Origin of the sequence: Arthrobacter sp. B2I5 (assembly GCF_030816735.1) — a bacterium.
Lineage (GTDB): Bacteria > Actinomycetota > Actinomycetes > Actinomycetales > Micrococcaceae > Arthrobacter.
On sequence record NZ_JAUSYF010000001.1, the window covers coordinates 2,587,293 to 2,603,767 of the forward strand.

Consider the following 16,475-nt stretch of genomic DNA (forward strand, 5'->3'; position numbering starts at 1 on the left):
CCCGCATCCCGTCCGGTGAAGTGGTCCATGGTCCGGTTGACTCCCAGCACGTCCATGAGCCCGTCAAAGACGGTGACCGGAAGAATCCGCAGGGCGGGCAACAGGTTCACAATGGGCGGCAGGACAAGTTTCCGGCGCCCGGCTTCGATGGCGTCAAGGACCCTGGTTGCCACCTGCTCTTCCTGGAGGATGGGGAGGAGCAGTGGCCAGCGGGTCTGGACGCCATCGAACATCCCGGTGTCGATGTAGTAAGGGCAGACCACCAGCGTATTGACACCGGCTCTTCCTGCGCGGAGCTCGGCACGGAGTGATTCGTTGAAGCCGAAAGCGGCGAACTTGCTGGCGGAATAGTCGGTCTGGCGGGCAACACCACCAGGCCGGCAGCACTGGCAACGGTGACCACCGTTCCCCGCCGGCGGTTGGCCATTCCGCCGAGGAAGGCGCGGGTGACCCAGTACAGGGCCATGACATTGACGTTCATGGTCCGTTCGATGGCCTCATCCGCGGCCTCAAGGAGTGGCCGGCCGCTGACCACGCCGGCGTTGTTGACCAGGACATCCACCGGTCCGGCAACATCCGCGGCAGCCTTTACCGCCTGACGGTCCGTGACGTCCACAACGTAGGCTTCGGCGGAGCCGCCGTCGGCCCGGATCTCATCGCGCACCGCTGCGCACCGTTCAGCGTCCAGATCCCAGATGAGCACCAGGCTGCCGCGCCGGGCGGCTCCCAGCGCCAGGCGGCGGCCCAGCCCGCTGCCACCTCCCGTGATCAACACTGTGGCGCCGGAAAGCGCGGTTCCTGTGGGCATATGGTTCTCCTGGCGTTTTGAGGCGTATGTCCTGGCGGCGCGGGCGATGTCGGTTAGCGGTTGCGGGGGAAGCGGCCCATCAGCGTGATGGCCCCTTTCATGATCCGCGCGTAGGCCCGGTTCGACATGCCGGGCATGGGTGCAACCGGCAGCAGCCGTTGCACCGCGATGGTCTGCGGCTCGGTGTATTTGAGGATGCCTTCCCGGCCGTGGCGGCGGCCCGCGCCGGACTCCTTCATGCCCCCGATGGGCGCATCATGGGATGCCCAGGTGGCTGCATAGCCTTCATTGACGTTGACCGTGCCCGTCAGGAGCCTGCGCGCCACAGCCTCCCCGCGGCGGCCGGACCAGACGCTGGCGTTCAGGCCGAAGTCGGAATCGTTGGCGAGGGCGACGGCCTCGTCATCGTCAGCTGTCCGGTAGACAGCCACGACGGGACCGAAAGTCTCTTCACGGGCCACAAGCATCTCCCCGGTGACTCCGGCAAGGACCGTTGGCTCGTAGAACAAGGGCCCCAGGTCCGGCCGCCGCCGGCCGCCGGTGACCAATTGCGCGCCTTTGGCCACGGCATCCTGGACGTGGCGGTCCACCCGTTCAAGTTGTGCCGCGCTGATGAGGGACCCCATGCCGATGTCCCAGTCCGGTCCTGGAGCCATGCGGATGCCCTTCGCCCCGGCTGCGAAGGCGGCCAGGAAACTGTCATGGACGTCAGAGTGCACGTAGATCCGCTCGATGCTGACGCACAGCTGTCCCGAGTTGGAAAAACAGGCGTGGACCGCGCCGGCTGCAGCTTTGCCAATATCCGCGTCAGCCAGAACCAGCATGGGGTTCTTGCCGCCGAGTTCGGCGGAAAAGCCGATCAGCCGCTCACCGCACTGCCGGGCAACGGTCTTGCCGGTCTTGGACGATCCGGTGAACATCAGGAAGTCGACCCGCTCAATCAGGGCGGGCCCAACCGCGGGGCCGGGCCCTGTGACCACCTGGAACAGCTCTGCTGCAAGGCCTGCCTGACGGAGCAGCCTGAGCATCAGCAGGGCGGTGAAGGGCGTCTGTGAATCCGGCTTCAGGACGATGGCGTTTCCGGCCAACAGGGCCGGGATGGCGTCCGAGACCGCAAGGGTCAGGGGGTAGTTCCAGGGACTGATGACGCCCACCACGCCCTTGGGCATGCGGTGTTCGGTGGTGCGGGTCAGGACCGGGGCGGCGCCCTTCCGGCGGCGCGGCCCAAGGAACCGTTCAGCGTTCCGCAGATAGTAATCCGCCGTCAGGACAACGTCCGCGAACTCCTCGAAGGCGCTCAGCCGGGACTTGCCGCTCTCTGCCTGCACCAGGTCCAGGATGTCCTGCTCCCGGTCCAGCACCAGCCCGCGGAAGCGCCGGACCACGGCGCAGCGTTCAGCCACCGGAACAGTGGCCCAGTGCCGCTGCGCCAGGCGGGCCGTACCGACGGCGGCAGCAACGTCATGCGCGGTGCAGACAGGCACTTCACCAATCACGGTCCCGTCAAAGGGTGCACGCGACGCCTGGGCCGGCCCGCCCGGGGCAGCTGTGACCAGTCCTTCAAGTCCCGCTGCGAGCTCCCGCCCACGTGCGCTCAACGTCCCTGTTTTTCCCTGTTGCAGTTGGTCCGCCATGTCACGCCCCCGCAGGCGTTGGTCCGGCCAGGGCCCCCGGGCTTAGCCCGGATCCGGGGTTGAGGCGGGGGGCGAGCTGTTGCCGGAGCCAGGCCTTGACCAGCCGTTCCCAGCGCTCGGGGTCCACGTTCCATTCCTTGGTGTGCCGTGCGTGCCTGAATGTTTCGAAGGTGACCATTTCCGGGTTCCGCTCGGCCAGGAGGGCAGACGGTCCGTAGGGAACATACTCGTCGTCAACGCTGTGGATGATCAGGGTGGGAGTCCGCAGTTCAACGGCCCTGGACACCCAGTCCATGACCTTCAGGTCAACCGGCGCCGAAAGGCCGGTCAGGCGGCGGCCCAGCGGATGGCCCAGCATCAGCTGCCCGTAGCGGCCCACCAGCGACGGAATCCGGTTCAGCTGCGCATGGTGCGCCAGCACGGTGACCCAGTCGATCACCGGGGCGTCAAGCACCATGGCCCGGATCAGGTGCCGGTAGCGGGACAGGTCCGCGGTCTGCAGGCAAATGGCCCCGCCCATGGACCAGCCGAAGAGGACGATTTCCTCGGCCCCATGGGCCAGCGCATACTCAATGGCAGCTTCAATGTCCTGCCATTCCGTGGAGCCCAGGCCGTAGCGTCCGTCATCGGCCGAAGGCGCCAGTCCGTCATTGCGGTAGGACACCAGCAGGCTGGTCAGGCCCAGCTCCAGTGCCGGTCCCACCGCCCGCAGCGCCTCCTGCCGGCTGGCCCCGCGTCCGTGCACCATAATGGCCCAGGTGCGGGCCGTCCCCTTCGCCCGGACCAGCCAGGCCGGCGCTTCCCCGCGTTCCACCGGAACCAGCACGTCCTCGGCAGGAATTCCGACGGCGGCCGGGTCCGGGTAGATGGCACCGCTCCACCATCCCCAGCGGGCCGTGGACAAATCACCGCTGTAGACAGCTTCCACCTCGCGCAGGACCGTCCGTTCGGCGGGCGAGTAGGAAATAATGCGGCCAATGCGCACATGCCCCTTGCCGCCGTCGAAAAAGAACCCGTAGACCCCGTCCACAGTGGTGTCATCGTCGGCAGCCAGGATCACCTGCTGCTTGTGCCCGTCCCGGATAACGGCCAGCAGTTCTTTGTCGGCAACCCGCTGCCGTGCAGGCGTGATGACGCGGCGGGCAAAGTACACGGCGAGCGCGGAGGAGCCTGCTCCCAGCAGGCTGGCCACGGATCCGCCGGCGATGGCGCCGCCAATGGCCCACTTTGCTCCGGGAGACATTCCGCCGGAATCCCGGAGGAATGCAGTCATTGCAGGGCGCGCTCGCCGGAAAGGTGCCATGGAACTATTCTTACCGGCGTTGCCGCCGATACCCGCATTCCCGGGCAGGACCGGCACGGCGCCGCGCAGCCTACCGGCCCTGTTCCGGCACTTTCTTTTGCTGCCGTGCGGGCGTCCGCGGGCGGCGCTAGGCTAAGGCCATGAGTGATCCCATCATCATCCTGACCGAAGAACCCCTGGGCGCGGACGACCGCGTGAACATTGAACGGCTGGTGGATGGGGCGGACAACCGGTTGCTGGTCCTGGTGCCGGCGAACACCGAGCGGCACCTGCTCGTGGACTTCCTGGAAAACCTCTCCATGCTTGACGTTGCCAAGGCGTTCCGGGAACTTGGAGCGCGCAACCCGGACCCCGCCGCAGAGCGGGCGCACGCAGATGAAATCCTCACCGCGTCGCTCGCGGCACTGGAGGGCCTGGGCTCGGGTGTAAGCGGCCAGGTGGTGGAGGGCAAGGCAGTGGAGGGCCTGGTGGCAAAGGTCCGGGAAACCGGCGCCTCCCAGGCCGTGGTGATCACCAGGCCGCATGCCGTGTCCGACACCTTCCACACGGACTGGGCCAACAAGGCGCAGGACCAACTCGGTGTCCCCGTGCTCCACCTGTACGCGGGCTCGGGATTTATCGGCGACTCCTGAGCGTTGGGAAAGCTATGAGCATCTTTGGAAACAGCATTTTCGGGAACAAGGCAACGGACATGGTTGGCGGCGGCCAGGAAAGCACCACGCCAGCAAACACGGTCCAGAAAACCGATGACCAGTGGCGGGAGGAGTTGACCCCGGAGGAGTACCACGTCCTCCGCCAGGCCGGGACCGAGCGCCCGTACACCGGCGAATACTGGGATACCCATACCGAGGGCGTATACCAGTGCCGGGCCTGTGGCGCCGAACTGTTCACCAGCAACGAGAAGTTTGACTCGCACTGCGGGTGGCCTTCCTTCTGGGCTCCTTTGGCTGAGGGCAACGTGCGCTACATCCATGACAGGACCCTCGGCATGGAAAGGATCGAGGTGCGCTGCGCTTCCTGCGACTCGCACCTTGGCCACGTCTTCGAGGGCGAGGGCTATGGCACGCCCACCGACCAGCGCTACTGCATCAACTCCGTGTCCCTCCGACTCGTGGCAAAGGACGCCGAACCGGAAGGGACGCCGCAAAGTTAGGGCACCGGAAGGGCTGTCCAGGCGCCTATCCCACAGCGAAGGACCTGTCTCGGTCCTTCCGCCGGAGCAGCGAGGCTAAGCCTTTCTTACGAAAGATACGTTTTGGCATAAGTTCTGCTGGTTGCTTGTTACGCTCGCCAGAGAAGCAAGCAACCAGAAAGGCAGCCGACGATGACAGAGACCCTGACCACCGCCGTTACCGGGATTTCCGCACAGAACCAGGACTGGCTCCGGCTCAAGGCAGCCGCCACCGCACTGCAGGGGCTCCAGGTCCAGGACGGCTCCGTCCCCAATCCGGAGGACCACCCGGAAGCAGCCCGGTACGTGGATGCCATCGTGGCCGCAGTCCAGGCCCTGGCTCCTGCTTTTCGGCACGACGCCGGCTACCTGGGCGCCGCCTGCGCAGACTTTGAGGCATGGGCTGCCGGCGGCTTCGGGGTCCCTGACTTCCTCTCATCGCTCCTGGAGTTCCAGCCGCAGGAGCAGCGCCGCGACGGGCTGCAGCACCTGGTGGTGTTCCCCATGTACACCCAGAACGGCAGCAGCAACCGGCTGGTGGAGGCTGTGCTGGTCGAGGTCATCTGGCCCGAATTCATCGCCGGGCTGGAAGCCGGGGACTACTCGAACAAACTGTTCGTCCCCATCCGCTTCGTGGACTTCACCCCGGGCTACGACACCAACTCAGCCGTCCTCTTCCCCGAAACGGTGGCCGTCAGCCGGACCCCCACCTTCACCTGGGGCGCAATCTTTGCCGACCGGGAAGCTGCCCGGTTCCGCCGCGTCCTGAAAGCCGCAGCGGAGATCACGTCCCTGGAGCTGCCGGAGGGCGCCGCGGAACTGCTCGCGGACCAGGACCTCACCGAGGCCACGTTCGTGATGTGGGACCTGATCCACGACCGGACGCACATGCGCGGGGACCTGCCGTTCGATCCGTTCATGATCAAGCAGCGGATGCCCTATTTCCTGTACTCGCTCGAAGAGCTGCGCTGCGACCTCACCGCATTCCGCGAATCGGTCCGGATCGAAAAGGACGACGACGCCGATCCTGAAGCACGGCGGCACGCGAAGCTCGTGCAGTACGCCATCATCTTCGACCGCATCTTCCGCTTCGCCATTACCGGCAGCCGCGTCCGCAACTACGATGGCCTGGGCGGCCAGCTCCTCTTTGCCTGGCTGCACCAGCAGCACGTGCTGCACTGGACGGACACCCGGCTTGCCATCGACTGGGATGAGGTGGCGGACGCTGTGATCGCCCTGGGAGCCAGCATCGACGAACTCTACTGGCGCTCCATCGACCGCCCCAAGACCGCCCACTGGCTGGCCGCCTACCAGCTGGTCTCGGCCACTGTCACCCCCAACCCTGCCTCCGTGTGGGCCAAGGGCCCGGACGCGCTCCCGTTGGCGGGAACGCCCCGCGGCCTCACGGACCAGGTGCTGGACGACGAATTCCCGCTGTCCATGTTCTACGAGGCATTGGAGAAGAAGATGCGCCCCGTCATCGAGTCCACCGCCGGGATCACCGGCCGCTCCGCACTGTGAGCACTGCCGGAGCAACAGAAGCCGACCAGGGCGGCCAGAGCCCGCATGCCCGGCCGCTCACCGTCCTGGTGGCCGGCGGCAGCGGTGCCTCCGGAATCGCCGTGGCCCGGGCGCTGGCCGCGGCCGGCCACCGGGTGGCCGCGGCGGGGTCCGATCCCGCCGGCATCCGCGCAGCAGCGCAGAAAGCGGGCGACGGCGTCACGCCCTTTACGTGCGACCTCGCCGTTTTGGCGGACGTCCGGCAGTTGCGCGACGACGTCACCGGCGCCATGGGGGCGGTAGACGGCGTGATCCACCTGGTGGGCGGCTGGCGCGGGGCCAAGGGCATCACGGACCAGTCCGACGACGACTGGGACTTCCTGGAACGCGGCGCCATCACCACCCTGCGCAACGTCTCACGCGTCTTCTTTGACGACCTCGCCGCATCCGCCTCGGGACGGTTTGCGATGGTGTCCTCCACCGCCCTGGATAAACCCACTGCAGCCGTGGCCAGCTACGCGGCAGCGAAGGCAGCCGCGGAAACCTGGACCATGGCCATGGCCGATGGCTTCCGCCGGGCCTCCGGGGCCGGCGGAAGCCAAGCCGCCGCCACGATCCTGGTGGTCAAGGCGCTGGTGGACGACGACCTGCGCCGAACCCACCCGGAGCGCAGGTTCCCGGGGGCGACTGACGTGGCTGACCTGGCCTCCGCCGTCGTACGCCTTTTTGGCACACCATCCGCCGAACTCAACGGTGCCCGCCTCAGGCTGGCCGGCTGACGGCCCCGGCATTACCTAAACTGAAAGCGTGAGCAACCCAATGACGACAACAGCAGAAACCCGCACGGGGCTGCGGCTGCACGATCCCAACGTGCGCGGCTTTGCCTCCGACAACTACTCAGGCGTCCACCCCGAAGTCCTCGCGGCACTTGCCGCCGCCAATGACGGGCACCAGGTCTCCTACGGCGAAGACGACTACACGGCGCGGCTGCAGGAACTGATGGTTGACCACTTCGGCCCGGGCATCGAATGCTTCCCGGTCTTCAACGGCACCGGTGCCAACGTCCTGTCACTGCAGTCCTTGCTCCCCCGCTGGGGCGCCGTGGTGTGCGCCTCCACCGCCCACATCAACATGGACGAGAACGGAGCCCCCGAACGCATCGGCGGACTCAAGCTCCTGCACGTCCCCACGCCGGACGGCAAGCTCACCCCCGAACTGATCGACCGGGAGGCCTGGGGCTGGGGCGACGAACACCGCGCCCAGCCGCTGGCCGTCTCCATCACGCAGACCACGGAACTGGGCACCTGCTACACCCCGGAAGAAGTGCGTGCCATTGCCGACCATGCGCACGCCAGGGGCATGAAGCTGCACATGGACGGGGCGCGGCTGGCCAATGCCGCCGCCCACCTGGGCGTGCCCCTGCGGGCGTTCACCCGTGACGCCGGCGTGGACATCCTGTCCTTTGGCGGCACCAAGAACGGACTGCTCTTCGGCGAAGTGGTGGTGGCCCTGAACCCCGAGGCAGCCCACGGCCTGGTCTACCTGCGCAAGATGGACATGCAGCTTGCCTCCAAGATGCGGTTCATGTCCGCGCAGTTCATCGCGCTGCTGGAAGGCGACCTGTGGCTGCGCTCCGCGGCGCACGCCAACGCCATGGCCGCCCGCCTCCGTGCCGCCGTCGACTCCATTGACGGCGTCCGGCCCACCCAGAAGACCGAATCCAACGGCGTCTTCGCCATCCTTCCCCCCGGGACAGCGGACCGGCTGCGCAAGTCCTTCCGGTTCTACGACTGGGATGAGGCGGCAGGGGAAGTCCGGTGGATGTGTTCCTTTGACACCACGGAAGAGGACGTCGATACCTTTGCTGCCGCGATCCGCCATGAGCTCCGGGATCACCGGCCCGGCCAGGCAGGGTGAACGGGCGCTGGCGGCGAGCCTTCCCGCCCCCGCCCGTCCCGCCCCGTAATCTGCCAAGGTGAACGCACTTGACCAGGTTCCCCCGGATTTTCTCCACGCGTTGGGAACCCTCAGGAAAGCCCGGTGCCGGAAGGAACTGCGCCTCGCGGAGATCCCTGCCCCCGCACGGCTGGCGCCCTTCGCCGTCGCGCTGGGCGCCGAAGTGATGGCGCCCGGCGCCCCCGCCACGCCCGTCCACGGACCCGCGGCCATGGCCCTTGCCGCCGCCTCCGCTTCGGGGCCGGCGGACGAGGACGAAACGGAGCTCGCCACCGGACGCTTCATCCTGCTGCATGATCCGGACGGCTCGGCAGTCTGGGACGGCGAGTTCCGGATCGTCACCTACATCCGTGCCGAACTGGAACCGGAAATGGGCAACGACCAGATGCTGGGTACCGTGGCGTGGACCTGGCTGGTGGAGGCACTGGAGAACCATAATGCGGCATACCGGGCCGCGGGCGGCACCGCCACCCGCGTCCTGTCCGAAAGCTTCGGGACCCTGGCCGGGCGGCCCGGGTCCATAGACATCGAGCTCCGGGCCTCCTGGACGCCCGGTTCCGCCGATGTCCAGGCCCACCTGGAGGCCTGGTCCGACATGGTGTGCACGTTCGCCGGACTGCCGCCACTGCCCGACGGCGTCACCGCACTCCCGCCCCGGCGGCGAAGCCAGCAGAACGGTTATGGGGCAGCCCGGTAAACTGGGGGCATCATGACCCCAAACATTCCGGAAAACACCACAGCCGGCGTCCCGGCTGCTGCTGCCGCACCCCACATCACGGTGGAGGGCTTTGACAGCCCCATCCCTGAAATCATCGACCTTGACTCGCCCCGGGACGGCGTTCCGCTGGTCATCGAGACGCAGTCCGGCCTGGAGCGCTGTGCCGCTGCCATTGCCGCCGGCACCGGGCCCGCCGGCGTGGACGCCGAACGCGCCTCCGGCTTCCGCTACGGACAGCGGGCCTTCCTGGTCCAGATCCGCCGCGAGGGCGCCGGGACCTGGCTGATCGATCCCGAGCCGTTCGAGAACCTGGACATCATCAACGACGCCCTCCGCGGCGTCGAATGGATCCTCCACGCCGCCACCCAGGACCTCCCCTGCCTCTCCGAACTCGGAATGTGGCCGGACAAGCTCTTCGACACGGAACTCGCAGCGCGCCTGGCCGGGCTGCCCCGCGTGGGCCTGGCCGCCGTCATCGAACAGCTGCTGGGATTCGGCCTTGCCAAGGAACACTCTGCGGCCGACTGGTCCACCCGACCCCTGCCGGAGCCCTGGCTGCGCTACGCCGCACTGGACGTCGAGGTCCTCACGGAGCTGCGCGAGGAACTCATCGAGCTGCTGCAGGCGGACGGAAAACTGGAATACGCCCAGCAGGAGTTCGCGGCCATCCTCGAAGCGGGCATCGCTCCCCCGCGCGTTGACCCGTGGCGGAAGACCTCCGGCCTGCATCAGATCCGTGACCGCCGCCAGCTTGCCGCGGTCCGCGAGCTGTGGCTGGAACGCGACTCCCTGGCGCAGAAACGCGACGTGGCACCCGGGCGGCTCCTCCCGGACTCAGCCCTCGTAGCCGCGGCGAAGGCCATGCCCGCCACTGTCCCCCAACTGCTCAGCACCAAGGGCTTCCACGGGCGGGCCGCCCAGCGCGAAGCTCCACGGTGGCTGCGCTGCATCGCCGCGGCCCGGGACCTGGCGGAACTGCCGCCCCTGCACCTTGCCACCAACGCCCCGCCGCCGCCGCGGGTCTGGGCAGACCGCGATCCCGAAGCCGCCGCCCGCCTGGCCACGGCCCGCCCCCTGCTCCAGGAGAAGGCCGGGGAGTTGAACCTTCCGCTGGAGAACCTCCTGACGCCCGACTACCTGCGGCGTGTGGCGTGGCGGCCGCCGGCCGACGTCACCGAAGACTCGATTTCCGCCGAACTGCGGGCGCTCGGTGCCCGCCCATGGCAGGTGGAACTCACGGCTCCACTGATCACCGCCGCTTTCCTGAATCCGCAGCCCCTTCCACCCAAGGAACCTAAACAGGTTGCTGCCGCAGGCGGCCAGTAGACCTTTCACGTCAGCCCTTGCAGGCTAAGTTACTCGCGAGTAACATCGGTGTGACCGACGCCAGTTAGTGCCGCACTCCGGCATGCACCCGGCGCGCTACGTCTCGATGAGGAGTTAAACGTGAGCCAGCACGGAAGCGGCGCATCACTGCGCACTGTCCGCGACGTCGTCTTTGTGGACGGCATCCGCACACCCTTCGGCAGGGCCGGCGAGAAAGGAATCTACGCCGGGACCCGGGCCGACGACCTGATCGTGAAATGCATCCGCGGCCTGCTTCGCCGCAATCCGTCCCTGCCGTCGGAGCGGATCGACGAGGTAGCCATCGCTGCCACCACCCAGACCGGCGACCAGGGCCTTACCCTCGGCCGGACCGCGGCCCTGCTGGCCGGCCTCCCCCGGACGGTCCCCGGCTTCGCCATCGACCGCATGTGCGCCGGTGCCATGACGGCCGTCACCACGACGGCGGGCGGCATCGGCTTTGGCGCCTACGACGTGGTGGTTGCCGGCGGCGTGGAGCACATGGGCCACCACCCCATGGGATCCGGCGCCGACCCGAACCCGCGCTTCATGTCCGAACGCCTGGTGGACCCGGCAGCCCTGAACATGGGAAACACTGCCGAGAACCTGCACGACCGCTTCCCGGCCATCACGAAAGAGCGCACCGACGCCTACGCCGTGGCCTCGCAGGACAAGCTGGCCGCCGCCTACCGGGACGGGAAGATCCAGCCGGACCTGGTTCCCGTTGCCGCCCGCAAGCCCGGAGAGGGCTGGACCGTCCACAGCAAGGACGAACCGCCGCGTCCGGGGACCAGCATGGCTGACCTCGCCGGCCTGCGCACGCCGTTCCGGGCCCATGGCAGGGTCACTGCGGGAAACGCCGCCGGCCTGAACGATGGCGCAACCGCCGCCGTGCTTGCGTCCTCCGAGGCCGCAGCGGAGCTCGGTCTTCCCGTGAAGATGCGGCTGGTCAGCTACGCGTACGCCGGGGTGGAGCCGGAGGTCATGGGCATCGGCCCCGTCCCCGCCACCGAAAAGGCGCTGGCGAATGCCGGGCTGACCATCGATGACATCGGCCTCTTCGAGATCAACGAAGCGTTTGCCGTGCAGGTCCTGAGCTTCCTGGACCACTACGGCATCGCCGACGACGACCCCCGGGTCAACCGGTACGGCGGCGCCATCGCCGTGGGACACCCCCTCGCCTCCTCCGGCGTGAGGCTGATGATCCAGCTGGCCCGCCAGTTCGAAGAGGACCCGTCGGTGCGGTACGGGATCACCACCATGTGCGTGGGCCTTGGCATGGGCGGCACCGTGATCTGGGAGAACCCGAACCACCCCGACTACAGCGGAACCTCTTCCGGGGAGACCGCCGCTACCGTTTCCGAAGGAGCCATGGCATGAGCGCCGCAGATTTCCGAAAGTTGGCGGACCTTTTCCCCAACGAAACCGTCACCCACTCCTATGTGCAGGACATCGCACTGCCGGGCACCGCGGGCCAGCCAGGCCCGGGTACCTTCGCCCTGGTCACCCTGGACAACGACCTCGACCACAGCAAGCCCACCACCCTGGGCCCCAACACCCTGGTGGAGCTCGGCACGGTCCTGGAAGGCCTGCGCGGGCGGGCCGCCCGGGGCGAGATCGTGGGCGTCGGCGTGACCGGCAAGCCGCACTACCTGGCGGCCGGCGCCGATCTTTCCGCCGTGAAGTCACTGGAAAAACGTGAGCACGGGCTGTGGATGGCACAGCTGGGCCACGACGTCTACGCAACGCTGGCCAACCTTGGCGTCCCCAGCTTCGCCTTCATCAACGGCGCCGCCCTGGGCGGCGGCCTGGAAATCGCCCTGCAGTCCACGTACCGCACCGTATCCACGGGTGCCGGGGCCCTGGCACTGCCGGAAGCGTTCCTTGGCCTGGTGCCCGGCTGGGGCGGCGTCTACATCCTCCCCCGCCTGGTGGGCCCGGAGAATGCCGTGAAGGTCATGATCGAGAACCCGCTCAGCAACAACCGGACACTGTCCGGGGCGGAGGCGTTCAAGCTGGGCATCGCCGACGCTCTCTTCGAGCCTGCCGACTTCCTGGAGCAGTCACTTGCCTGGGCCGCCGGTGTCATCTCCGGTGACGTGGTCCCGGAGCGGGCCAACGCCGTCGACCCTTCCTCTCCTGAGGCGGCAACCCGCTGGGCCGCCGCGGTGGAGGCCGGCCGGGCGTTCGTTGAGGCCAAGACCTCCAACGCGTCCCCCGCACCCGCCAAGGTCCTGGATATCCTCGAAGCGAACCGCACCATGACGGCAGCGGAATCCGCCGCACTGGAATGCGAAACTCTGGCGGACCTGATGCAGACCGACGAGTTCCGCTCCACTGTTTATGCCTTCCTGGACCTGGTGCAGAAGCGGGCCAAGCGCCCGGCCGGCGCCCCTGACCGCAAGCTGGCCCGTCCCGTCACCAAGGTCGGCGTGGTTGGCGCCGGGCTGATGGCCGGCCAGCTGGCACTGCTCTTCGCCCGCCAGCTGAAGGTGCCTGTGGTCCTGACCGACATCGACCAGGCGCGTGTGGACAAGGGCGTGGCCTACGTCCACGCCGAGGTGGACAAGCTGCTGGCGAAAAAGCGCGTCAGCCAGGACGCGGCCAACCGCACCAAGGCCCTGGTGACGGGTTCGGTGTCAAAGGATGTCTTCGCCGACGCCGACTTCGTGATTGAGGCGGTCTTTGAGGAACTGCACATCAAGAAGCAGGTCTTCGCCGAACTGGAAGGCATTGTGGCACCGGAATGCATCCTGGCCACGAACACGTCCTCGCTCTCCGTGACGGAGATGGCCGCGGACCTGCAGCACCCCGAACGCCTGGTGGGGTTCCACTTCTTCAACCCCGTGGCCGTGATGCCGCTGCTGGAGATTGTCCGGGCCCCGCGGACCGACGACGCAGTGCTGGCCACCGCCTTCGAACTGGCCAGGTCCCTGAAGAAGACCGGGGTACTGGTCAAGGATGCCGCCGCGTTCGTGGTCAACCGCATCCTGCTCAGGCTCATGGGGGAAGTCACGGCCGCCTTTGATGAGGGCACCCCGGCCGAGGTGGCGGACAATGCGCTCCGGCCCATGGGGCTGCCCATGACGCCGTTCACGCTGCTTGCCATGGTGGGCCTGCCCGTGGCGCAGCACGTCCAGGAATCGCTGCACGCCGCGTTCGGCGACCGTTTCCCGGTCTCCACCAACCTCAAGAAGCTCATCGACAACAACGTCAAGGCCCTGTGGGAGACTTCCCCGGATGGTACCCGTGCCATCCCCGCTTCCACGCTGGAAATGCTGTCCTTTGGCTCCAGCCCCTCCACCGGCGAGCAGGTGCTGCGCCGCGTCCAGGATGCCCTGGCTGAGGAAATCGGCCTCATGCTGGACGAGGGCGTCGTTGCCGGTCCGGAGGACATCGACCTCTGCATGATCCTGGGCGCCGGCTGGCCGATGTTCCTGGGCGGCATCACCCCCTACCTGGACCGGGCGGGGGCCTCCGAGCGGGTGAACGGCAAGCGCTTCCTGGCACCGGGCGTCGCGTCCCCCGCCGCAGGCTAGGCGGATTGGCGCGCCGCCCGCCCACTGGCGGGCGGCGCACTGCCAGCCGCCGTCATACCGACGGTCAGGCCGGCGCCAACCGGCCGCCGTCGAGCATCAGGATGCGGTGCGCCACGGTCCGTGCGTAGCCCAGGTCATGGGTGACCAGCACGACGGCGGCGCCCTCCGCTGCGGCCGAGCCGACGGCGGCGTCCAGCAGGGCCAGTCCGTCGCCGTCCAGTGCCACGGTGGGCTCGTCCAGTGCAAGGACGGGGGGCCTGCGCGCCAGGACGGTGGCCAGCGCCAGGAGGCGCTGGGCTGAGGCCGGCAGCTCGGCGGGGTGCTCGTCGACGGCCTTCGCAAGGCCGACTGCCTGAAGGGCTGCAACGGCCCGTCCTGCAGCCTTGTCCGGACCCACCAGGCCGTCCAGCCCGAAGCTGACCTCCCGCAGGACGGTCCGTTCAAACAGCTGGTCGCGCGGCTGCTGGAACAGGAGGCCTACGGCTGCCGCGGTCCGTCCGACGGGCGCGCCGGAAATGTCATTGCCGCCGACCAGGACAGTTCCCGCGGTGGGCCTCAGCAGCCCGTTGAAGTGCCGCAGGAGCGTGGATTTTCCGGCGCCATTCGGCCCGGTAACCGCCACGATTTCCCCGGGCTGCACCGCCAGGTGGACGTCCTGCAGCACCGGGGTGCCATGGTTCGGCTCCTCCGTCCGTGCCGCCTTGCCCCATCGTTTGCCGCGTCTTTTGCCGTTGGTTTGTGGCCCCGGGTACGCAAAGGACACAGCGCGGAGCAGCAACGCTGGCGGTCCCGGCAGTTGCCCTGCAGGCGGCCTTGGCGGCGCCGCAGCGTCCCGTTCGGCCGGACGCCGGATTGCCCGGGGCAGCATGTCCAGGCCGTTCCCGCCTTCGGTTTGTCGGGTTCCCGTGCCGGCGGGAGGTCCACACGCGGTCACCGTGCCATCCGACAGCACCATCCACGTGTCGGCGCGCAGCAGCAGCGGGTCCACCATCTGGCTGAGGATGACGACGGCGGTACCCCGCTTCAGCAGGTCCCGGACCAGGGCGGCAAGATCGTCCGCGCCTGCGGTGTCCAGGGAGGCGAAGGGCTCGTCCATGACCAGCACGGGCGGTCCGGCGATGATGGCGCAGCCGATGGCCAGTCGGCGCAGCTGGCCACCCGAGAGCTGGGCGGGGTCCTGGTCCAGTTGGTTCCTAAGTCCCAGCAGCCCGGCTGTGCGCTCTACAGCCACCTGCATGTCAGCGCGCTCCGTGCCGGCATTTTCCAGTCCGAACGCCAGTTCCTCCGCCACAGTGGCCCGCACGGTGGACAGGACGGCAGCGGGGTCCTGCGGGACAAAGCCCACGTGCCGGCCCCACTGGGCGGGATCGATCCGGGGGTCCCCCGGGCCGCCGTCGAACTCCAGCCGCGTGCCCGACAACTCGAGGAACCCTGCCAGTGTCCCGTGGCCGCCCGGAGGCAGCCAGCCGGCCAGCAACCGGCCCAGGGTTGATTTCCCGCTGCCGGAGGCGCCCAGGATGGCCGTGAACGAGCCCGGCGCAAAGGACACGGTTACATCGTGCAGGGCCGGGGCCCGGCCGTCGTGGAAGGTGAAGTGCCGGATCCCGGCTGCCAGGACCGGTTTGCCTGGCACGCCGGCATTGCTTGCTTTGCCGGCATTACTTGCTTTGCCCGCATTACCTGGGCCGCTGGTCACCACGGGCTCAGCCACCGGTGCCCGCCTGGAACACCCGGCGAACCACTGCCGCCAGGGCCGCCAGCACCACGACGGTGCGTGCTGCCCGCTGGAGGCTGGAATCAGCCACCTCCCGGTAGCTGGTCCGCGGCCCGGTATTGCTGAGTCCCCTGGCCTCCAGGGCGGCAGCGCGGGTGCCGGCGTCTTCAATCAGGGAGAGGACCAGCGGAACGGCCTGCAGCCGGAAGGCGCCCAGCCTGGACATCAGCCTCCGGGAGACCACCAGGCCGCGCGATTCCTGGGCCTGGCGGATGCGCCGTGCCCGGGCGGCGATGGCAGGGAGCAGGGTCAAGGTGGAGGCCAGGACGAAGGCGAACCGGCCCTGCACCCCGCGGGCGGACAAGGCGGCCACGAGGTCGGGGACGCTGACGCTGAAGGAGAACAGCAGCAGGGCCAGGACCACGGCGGCCAGCAGCAAAATCCGCTGCCCGGCGAAGTCCAGGCCTTCTGCCGTGATCCGGGCAGGTCCCCAGGCTGCCAGCACAGTCCGTCCTTCGGGGAAGAACAGCCCATGCAGCCACAGCAGTGACAGGCCCAGCGGAACCAGGACTGCTGCAGCCGCCGGCAGCACAAGGCGGGCCCTGCCGCCCGCCACGGACAGGCCAACGCACGCGGCAGCCACGGCGAGGGACAGCGGCCAGCTGCCGGCCGCCGTCGTAATGGCCGCTGTGGCCGCCGCAGCGGTCAGCGAGGTCAGCGGGTTGAGCCGTCCGCGTCTGGCCGGCGTTGCCGTCCTGCCTGCCGATGATGCCGTCACAGGGGTATGG

13 protein-coding genes and 1 pseudogene are annotated in these 16,475 nt (G+C 68.3%); 9 read left to right on the forward strand and 5 right to left on the reverse strand.

Annotated elements, in window-relative coordinates; all coding sequences use genetic code 11:
• Positions 1-8: 8 nt before the first annotated feature.
• From QFZ60_RS21695 to QFZ60_RS12235, 3 genes and pseudogenes are all read right to left on the reverse strand, one after another.
• Positions 9-808 (reverse strand): annotated as a pseudogene (locus tag QFZ60_RS21695) (SDR family oxidoreductase); the annotation flags it as partial.
• A gap of 53 nt (positions 809-861) precedes the next feature.
• A complete protein-coding gene (locus QFZ60_RS12230; RefSeq protein WP_307090734.1) occupies positions 862-2,406 on the reverse strand; it encodes a succinic semialdehyde dehydrogenase in 1,545 nt (514 codons plus the stop codon).
• A gap of 37 nt (positions 2,407-2,443) precedes the next feature.
• A complete protein-coding gene (locus tag QFZ60_RS12235) occupies positions 2,444-3,685 on the reverse strand; it encodes an alpha/beta hydrolase family protein (protein ID WP_373427681.1) in 1,242 nt (413 codons plus the stop codon).
• Between the two features lie 200 nt (positions 3,686-3,885).
• Between QFZ60_RS12235 and QFZ60_RS12240 the strand changes: the two genes are divergently transcribed.
• The 9 genes from QFZ60_RS12240 to QFZ60_RS12280 all read left to right on the forward strand — a co-directional run bounded on the left by QFZ60_RS12240 (position 3,886) and on the right by QFZ60_RS12280 (position 13,973).
• On the forward strand, positions 3,886-4,377 hold the full coding sequence (locus tag QFZ60_RS12240) for a hypothetical protein (protein ID WP_307090736.1): 492 nt from the start codon (positions 3,886-3,888) through the stop codon (positions 4,375-4,377).
• 59 nt (positions 4,378-4,436) lie between these two features.
• Positions 4,437-4,898 carry a peptide-methionine (R)-S-oxide reductase MsrB gene (msrB, locus tag QFZ60_RS12245; RefSeq protein ID WP_307093301.1) on the forward strand — a complete coding sequence of 154 codons (462 nt, stop codon included), beginning with the start codon at positions 4,437-4,439 and terminating at the stop codon, positions 4,896-4,898.
• 171 nt (positions 4,899-5,069) lie between these two features.
• A complete protein-coding gene (locus QFZ60_RS12250) occupies positions 5,070-6,437 on the forward strand; it encodes a DUF6421 family protein (protein WP_307090737.1) in 1,368 nt (455 codons plus the stop codon).
• On the forward strand, positions 6,434-7,195 hold the full coding sequence (locus QFZ60_RS12255) for an SDR family NAD(P)-dependent oxidoreductase (protein ID WP_307090738.1): 762 nt from the start codon (positions 6,434-6,436) through the stop codon (positions 7,193-7,195). Before QFZ60_RS12250 ends, QFZ60_RS12255 begins: the two co-directional genes overlap by 4 nt.
• A 40-nt stretch (positions 7,196-7,235) precedes the next feature.
• Entirely contained in the window at positions 7,236-8,333 is a 1,098-nt protein-coding gene (locus tag QFZ60_RS12260; protein WP_307093303.1) for a low specificity L-threonine aldolase, read from the forward strand.
• 58 nt (positions 8,334-8,391) lie between these two features.
• Positions 8,392-9,069 (forward strand): DUF3000 domain-containing protein, encoded by a 678-nt coding sequence (locus QFZ60_RS12265; protein ID WP_142121427.1) that lies wholly within the window; start codon positions 8,392-8,394, stop codon positions 9,067-9,069.
• 12 nt (positions 9,070-9,081) lie between these two features.
• Positions 9,082-10,416, forward strand: a complete 1,335-nt coding sequence (locus QFZ60_RS12270; protein WP_307090739.1) for an HRDC domain-containing protein — start codon at positions 9,082-9,084, stop codon at positions 10,414-10,416.
• 120 nt (positions 10,417-10,536) lie between these two features.
• Complete coding sequence (locus QFZ60_RS12275; RefSeq protein ID WP_307090740.1) at positions 10,537-11,814, forward strand: acetyl-CoA C-acyltransferase; 1,278 nt, start codon at positions 10,537-10,539, stop codon at positions 11,812-11,814.
• Complete coding sequence (locus QFZ60_RS12280; protein WP_307090741.1) at positions 11,811-13,973, forward strand: 3-hydroxyacyl-CoA dehydrogenase NAD-binding domain-containing protein; 2,163 nt, start codon at positions 11,811-11,813, stop codon at positions 13,971-13,973. The genes QFZ60_RS12275 and QFZ60_RS12280 overlap by 4 nt, the downstream gene beginning before the upstream one ends.
• A gap of 64 nt (positions 13,974-14,037) precedes the next feature.
• Here QFZ60_RS12280 and QFZ60_RS12285 read toward each other — a convergent pair whose 3' ends face one another.
• Together QFZ60_RS12285 and QFZ60_RS12290 are read right to left on the reverse strand one after the other, a co-directional pair.
• On the reverse strand, positions 14,038-15,606 hold the full coding sequence (locus QFZ60_RS12285; RefSeq protein WP_307090742.1) for an ABC transporter ATP-binding protein: 1,569 nt from the start codon (positions 15,604-15,606) through the stop codon (positions 14,038-14,040).
• Between the two features lie 70 nt (positions 15,607-15,676).
• Positions 15,677-16,465 carry an energy-coupling factor transporter transmembrane protein EcfT gene (locus QFZ60_RS12290; protein ID WP_307090743.1) on the reverse strand — a complete coding sequence of 263 codons (789 nt, stop codon included), beginning with the start codon at positions 16,463-16,465 and terminating at the stop codon, positions 15,677-15,679.
• Positions 16,466-16,475 lie beyond the last annotated feature (10 nt).

Coding starts and splice junctions, on each gene's coding strand:
- QFZ60_RS12235 (WP_373427681.1), bottom strand. CDS start 3,685: ATGTCTCCCGGAGCAAAGTGGGCCATTGGCGGCGCCATCGCCGGCGGA.
- QFZ60_RS12270 (WP_307090739.1), top strand. CDS start 9,082: ATGACCCCAAACATTCCGGAAAACACCACAGCCGGCGTCCCGGCTGCT.
- QFZ60_RS12280 (WP_307090741.1), top strand. CDS start 11,811: ATGAGCGCCGCAGATTTCCGAAAGTTGGCGGACCTTTTCCCCAACGAA.
- msrB (WP_307093301.1), top strand. CDS start 4,437: ATGGTTGGCGGCGGCCAGGAAAGCACCACGCCAGCAAACACGGTCCAG.
- QFZ60_RS12250 (WP_307090737.1), top strand. CDS start 5,070: ATGACAGAGACCCTGACCACCGCCGTTACCGGGATTTCCGCACAGAAC.
- QFZ60_RS12260 (WP_307093303.1), top strand. CDS start 7,236: ATGACGACAACAGCAGAAACCCGCACGGGGCTGCGGCTGCACGATCCC.
- QFZ60_RS12240 (WP_307090736.1), top strand. CDS start 3,886: ATGAGTGATCCCATCATCATCCTGACCGAAGAACCCCTGGGCGCGGAC.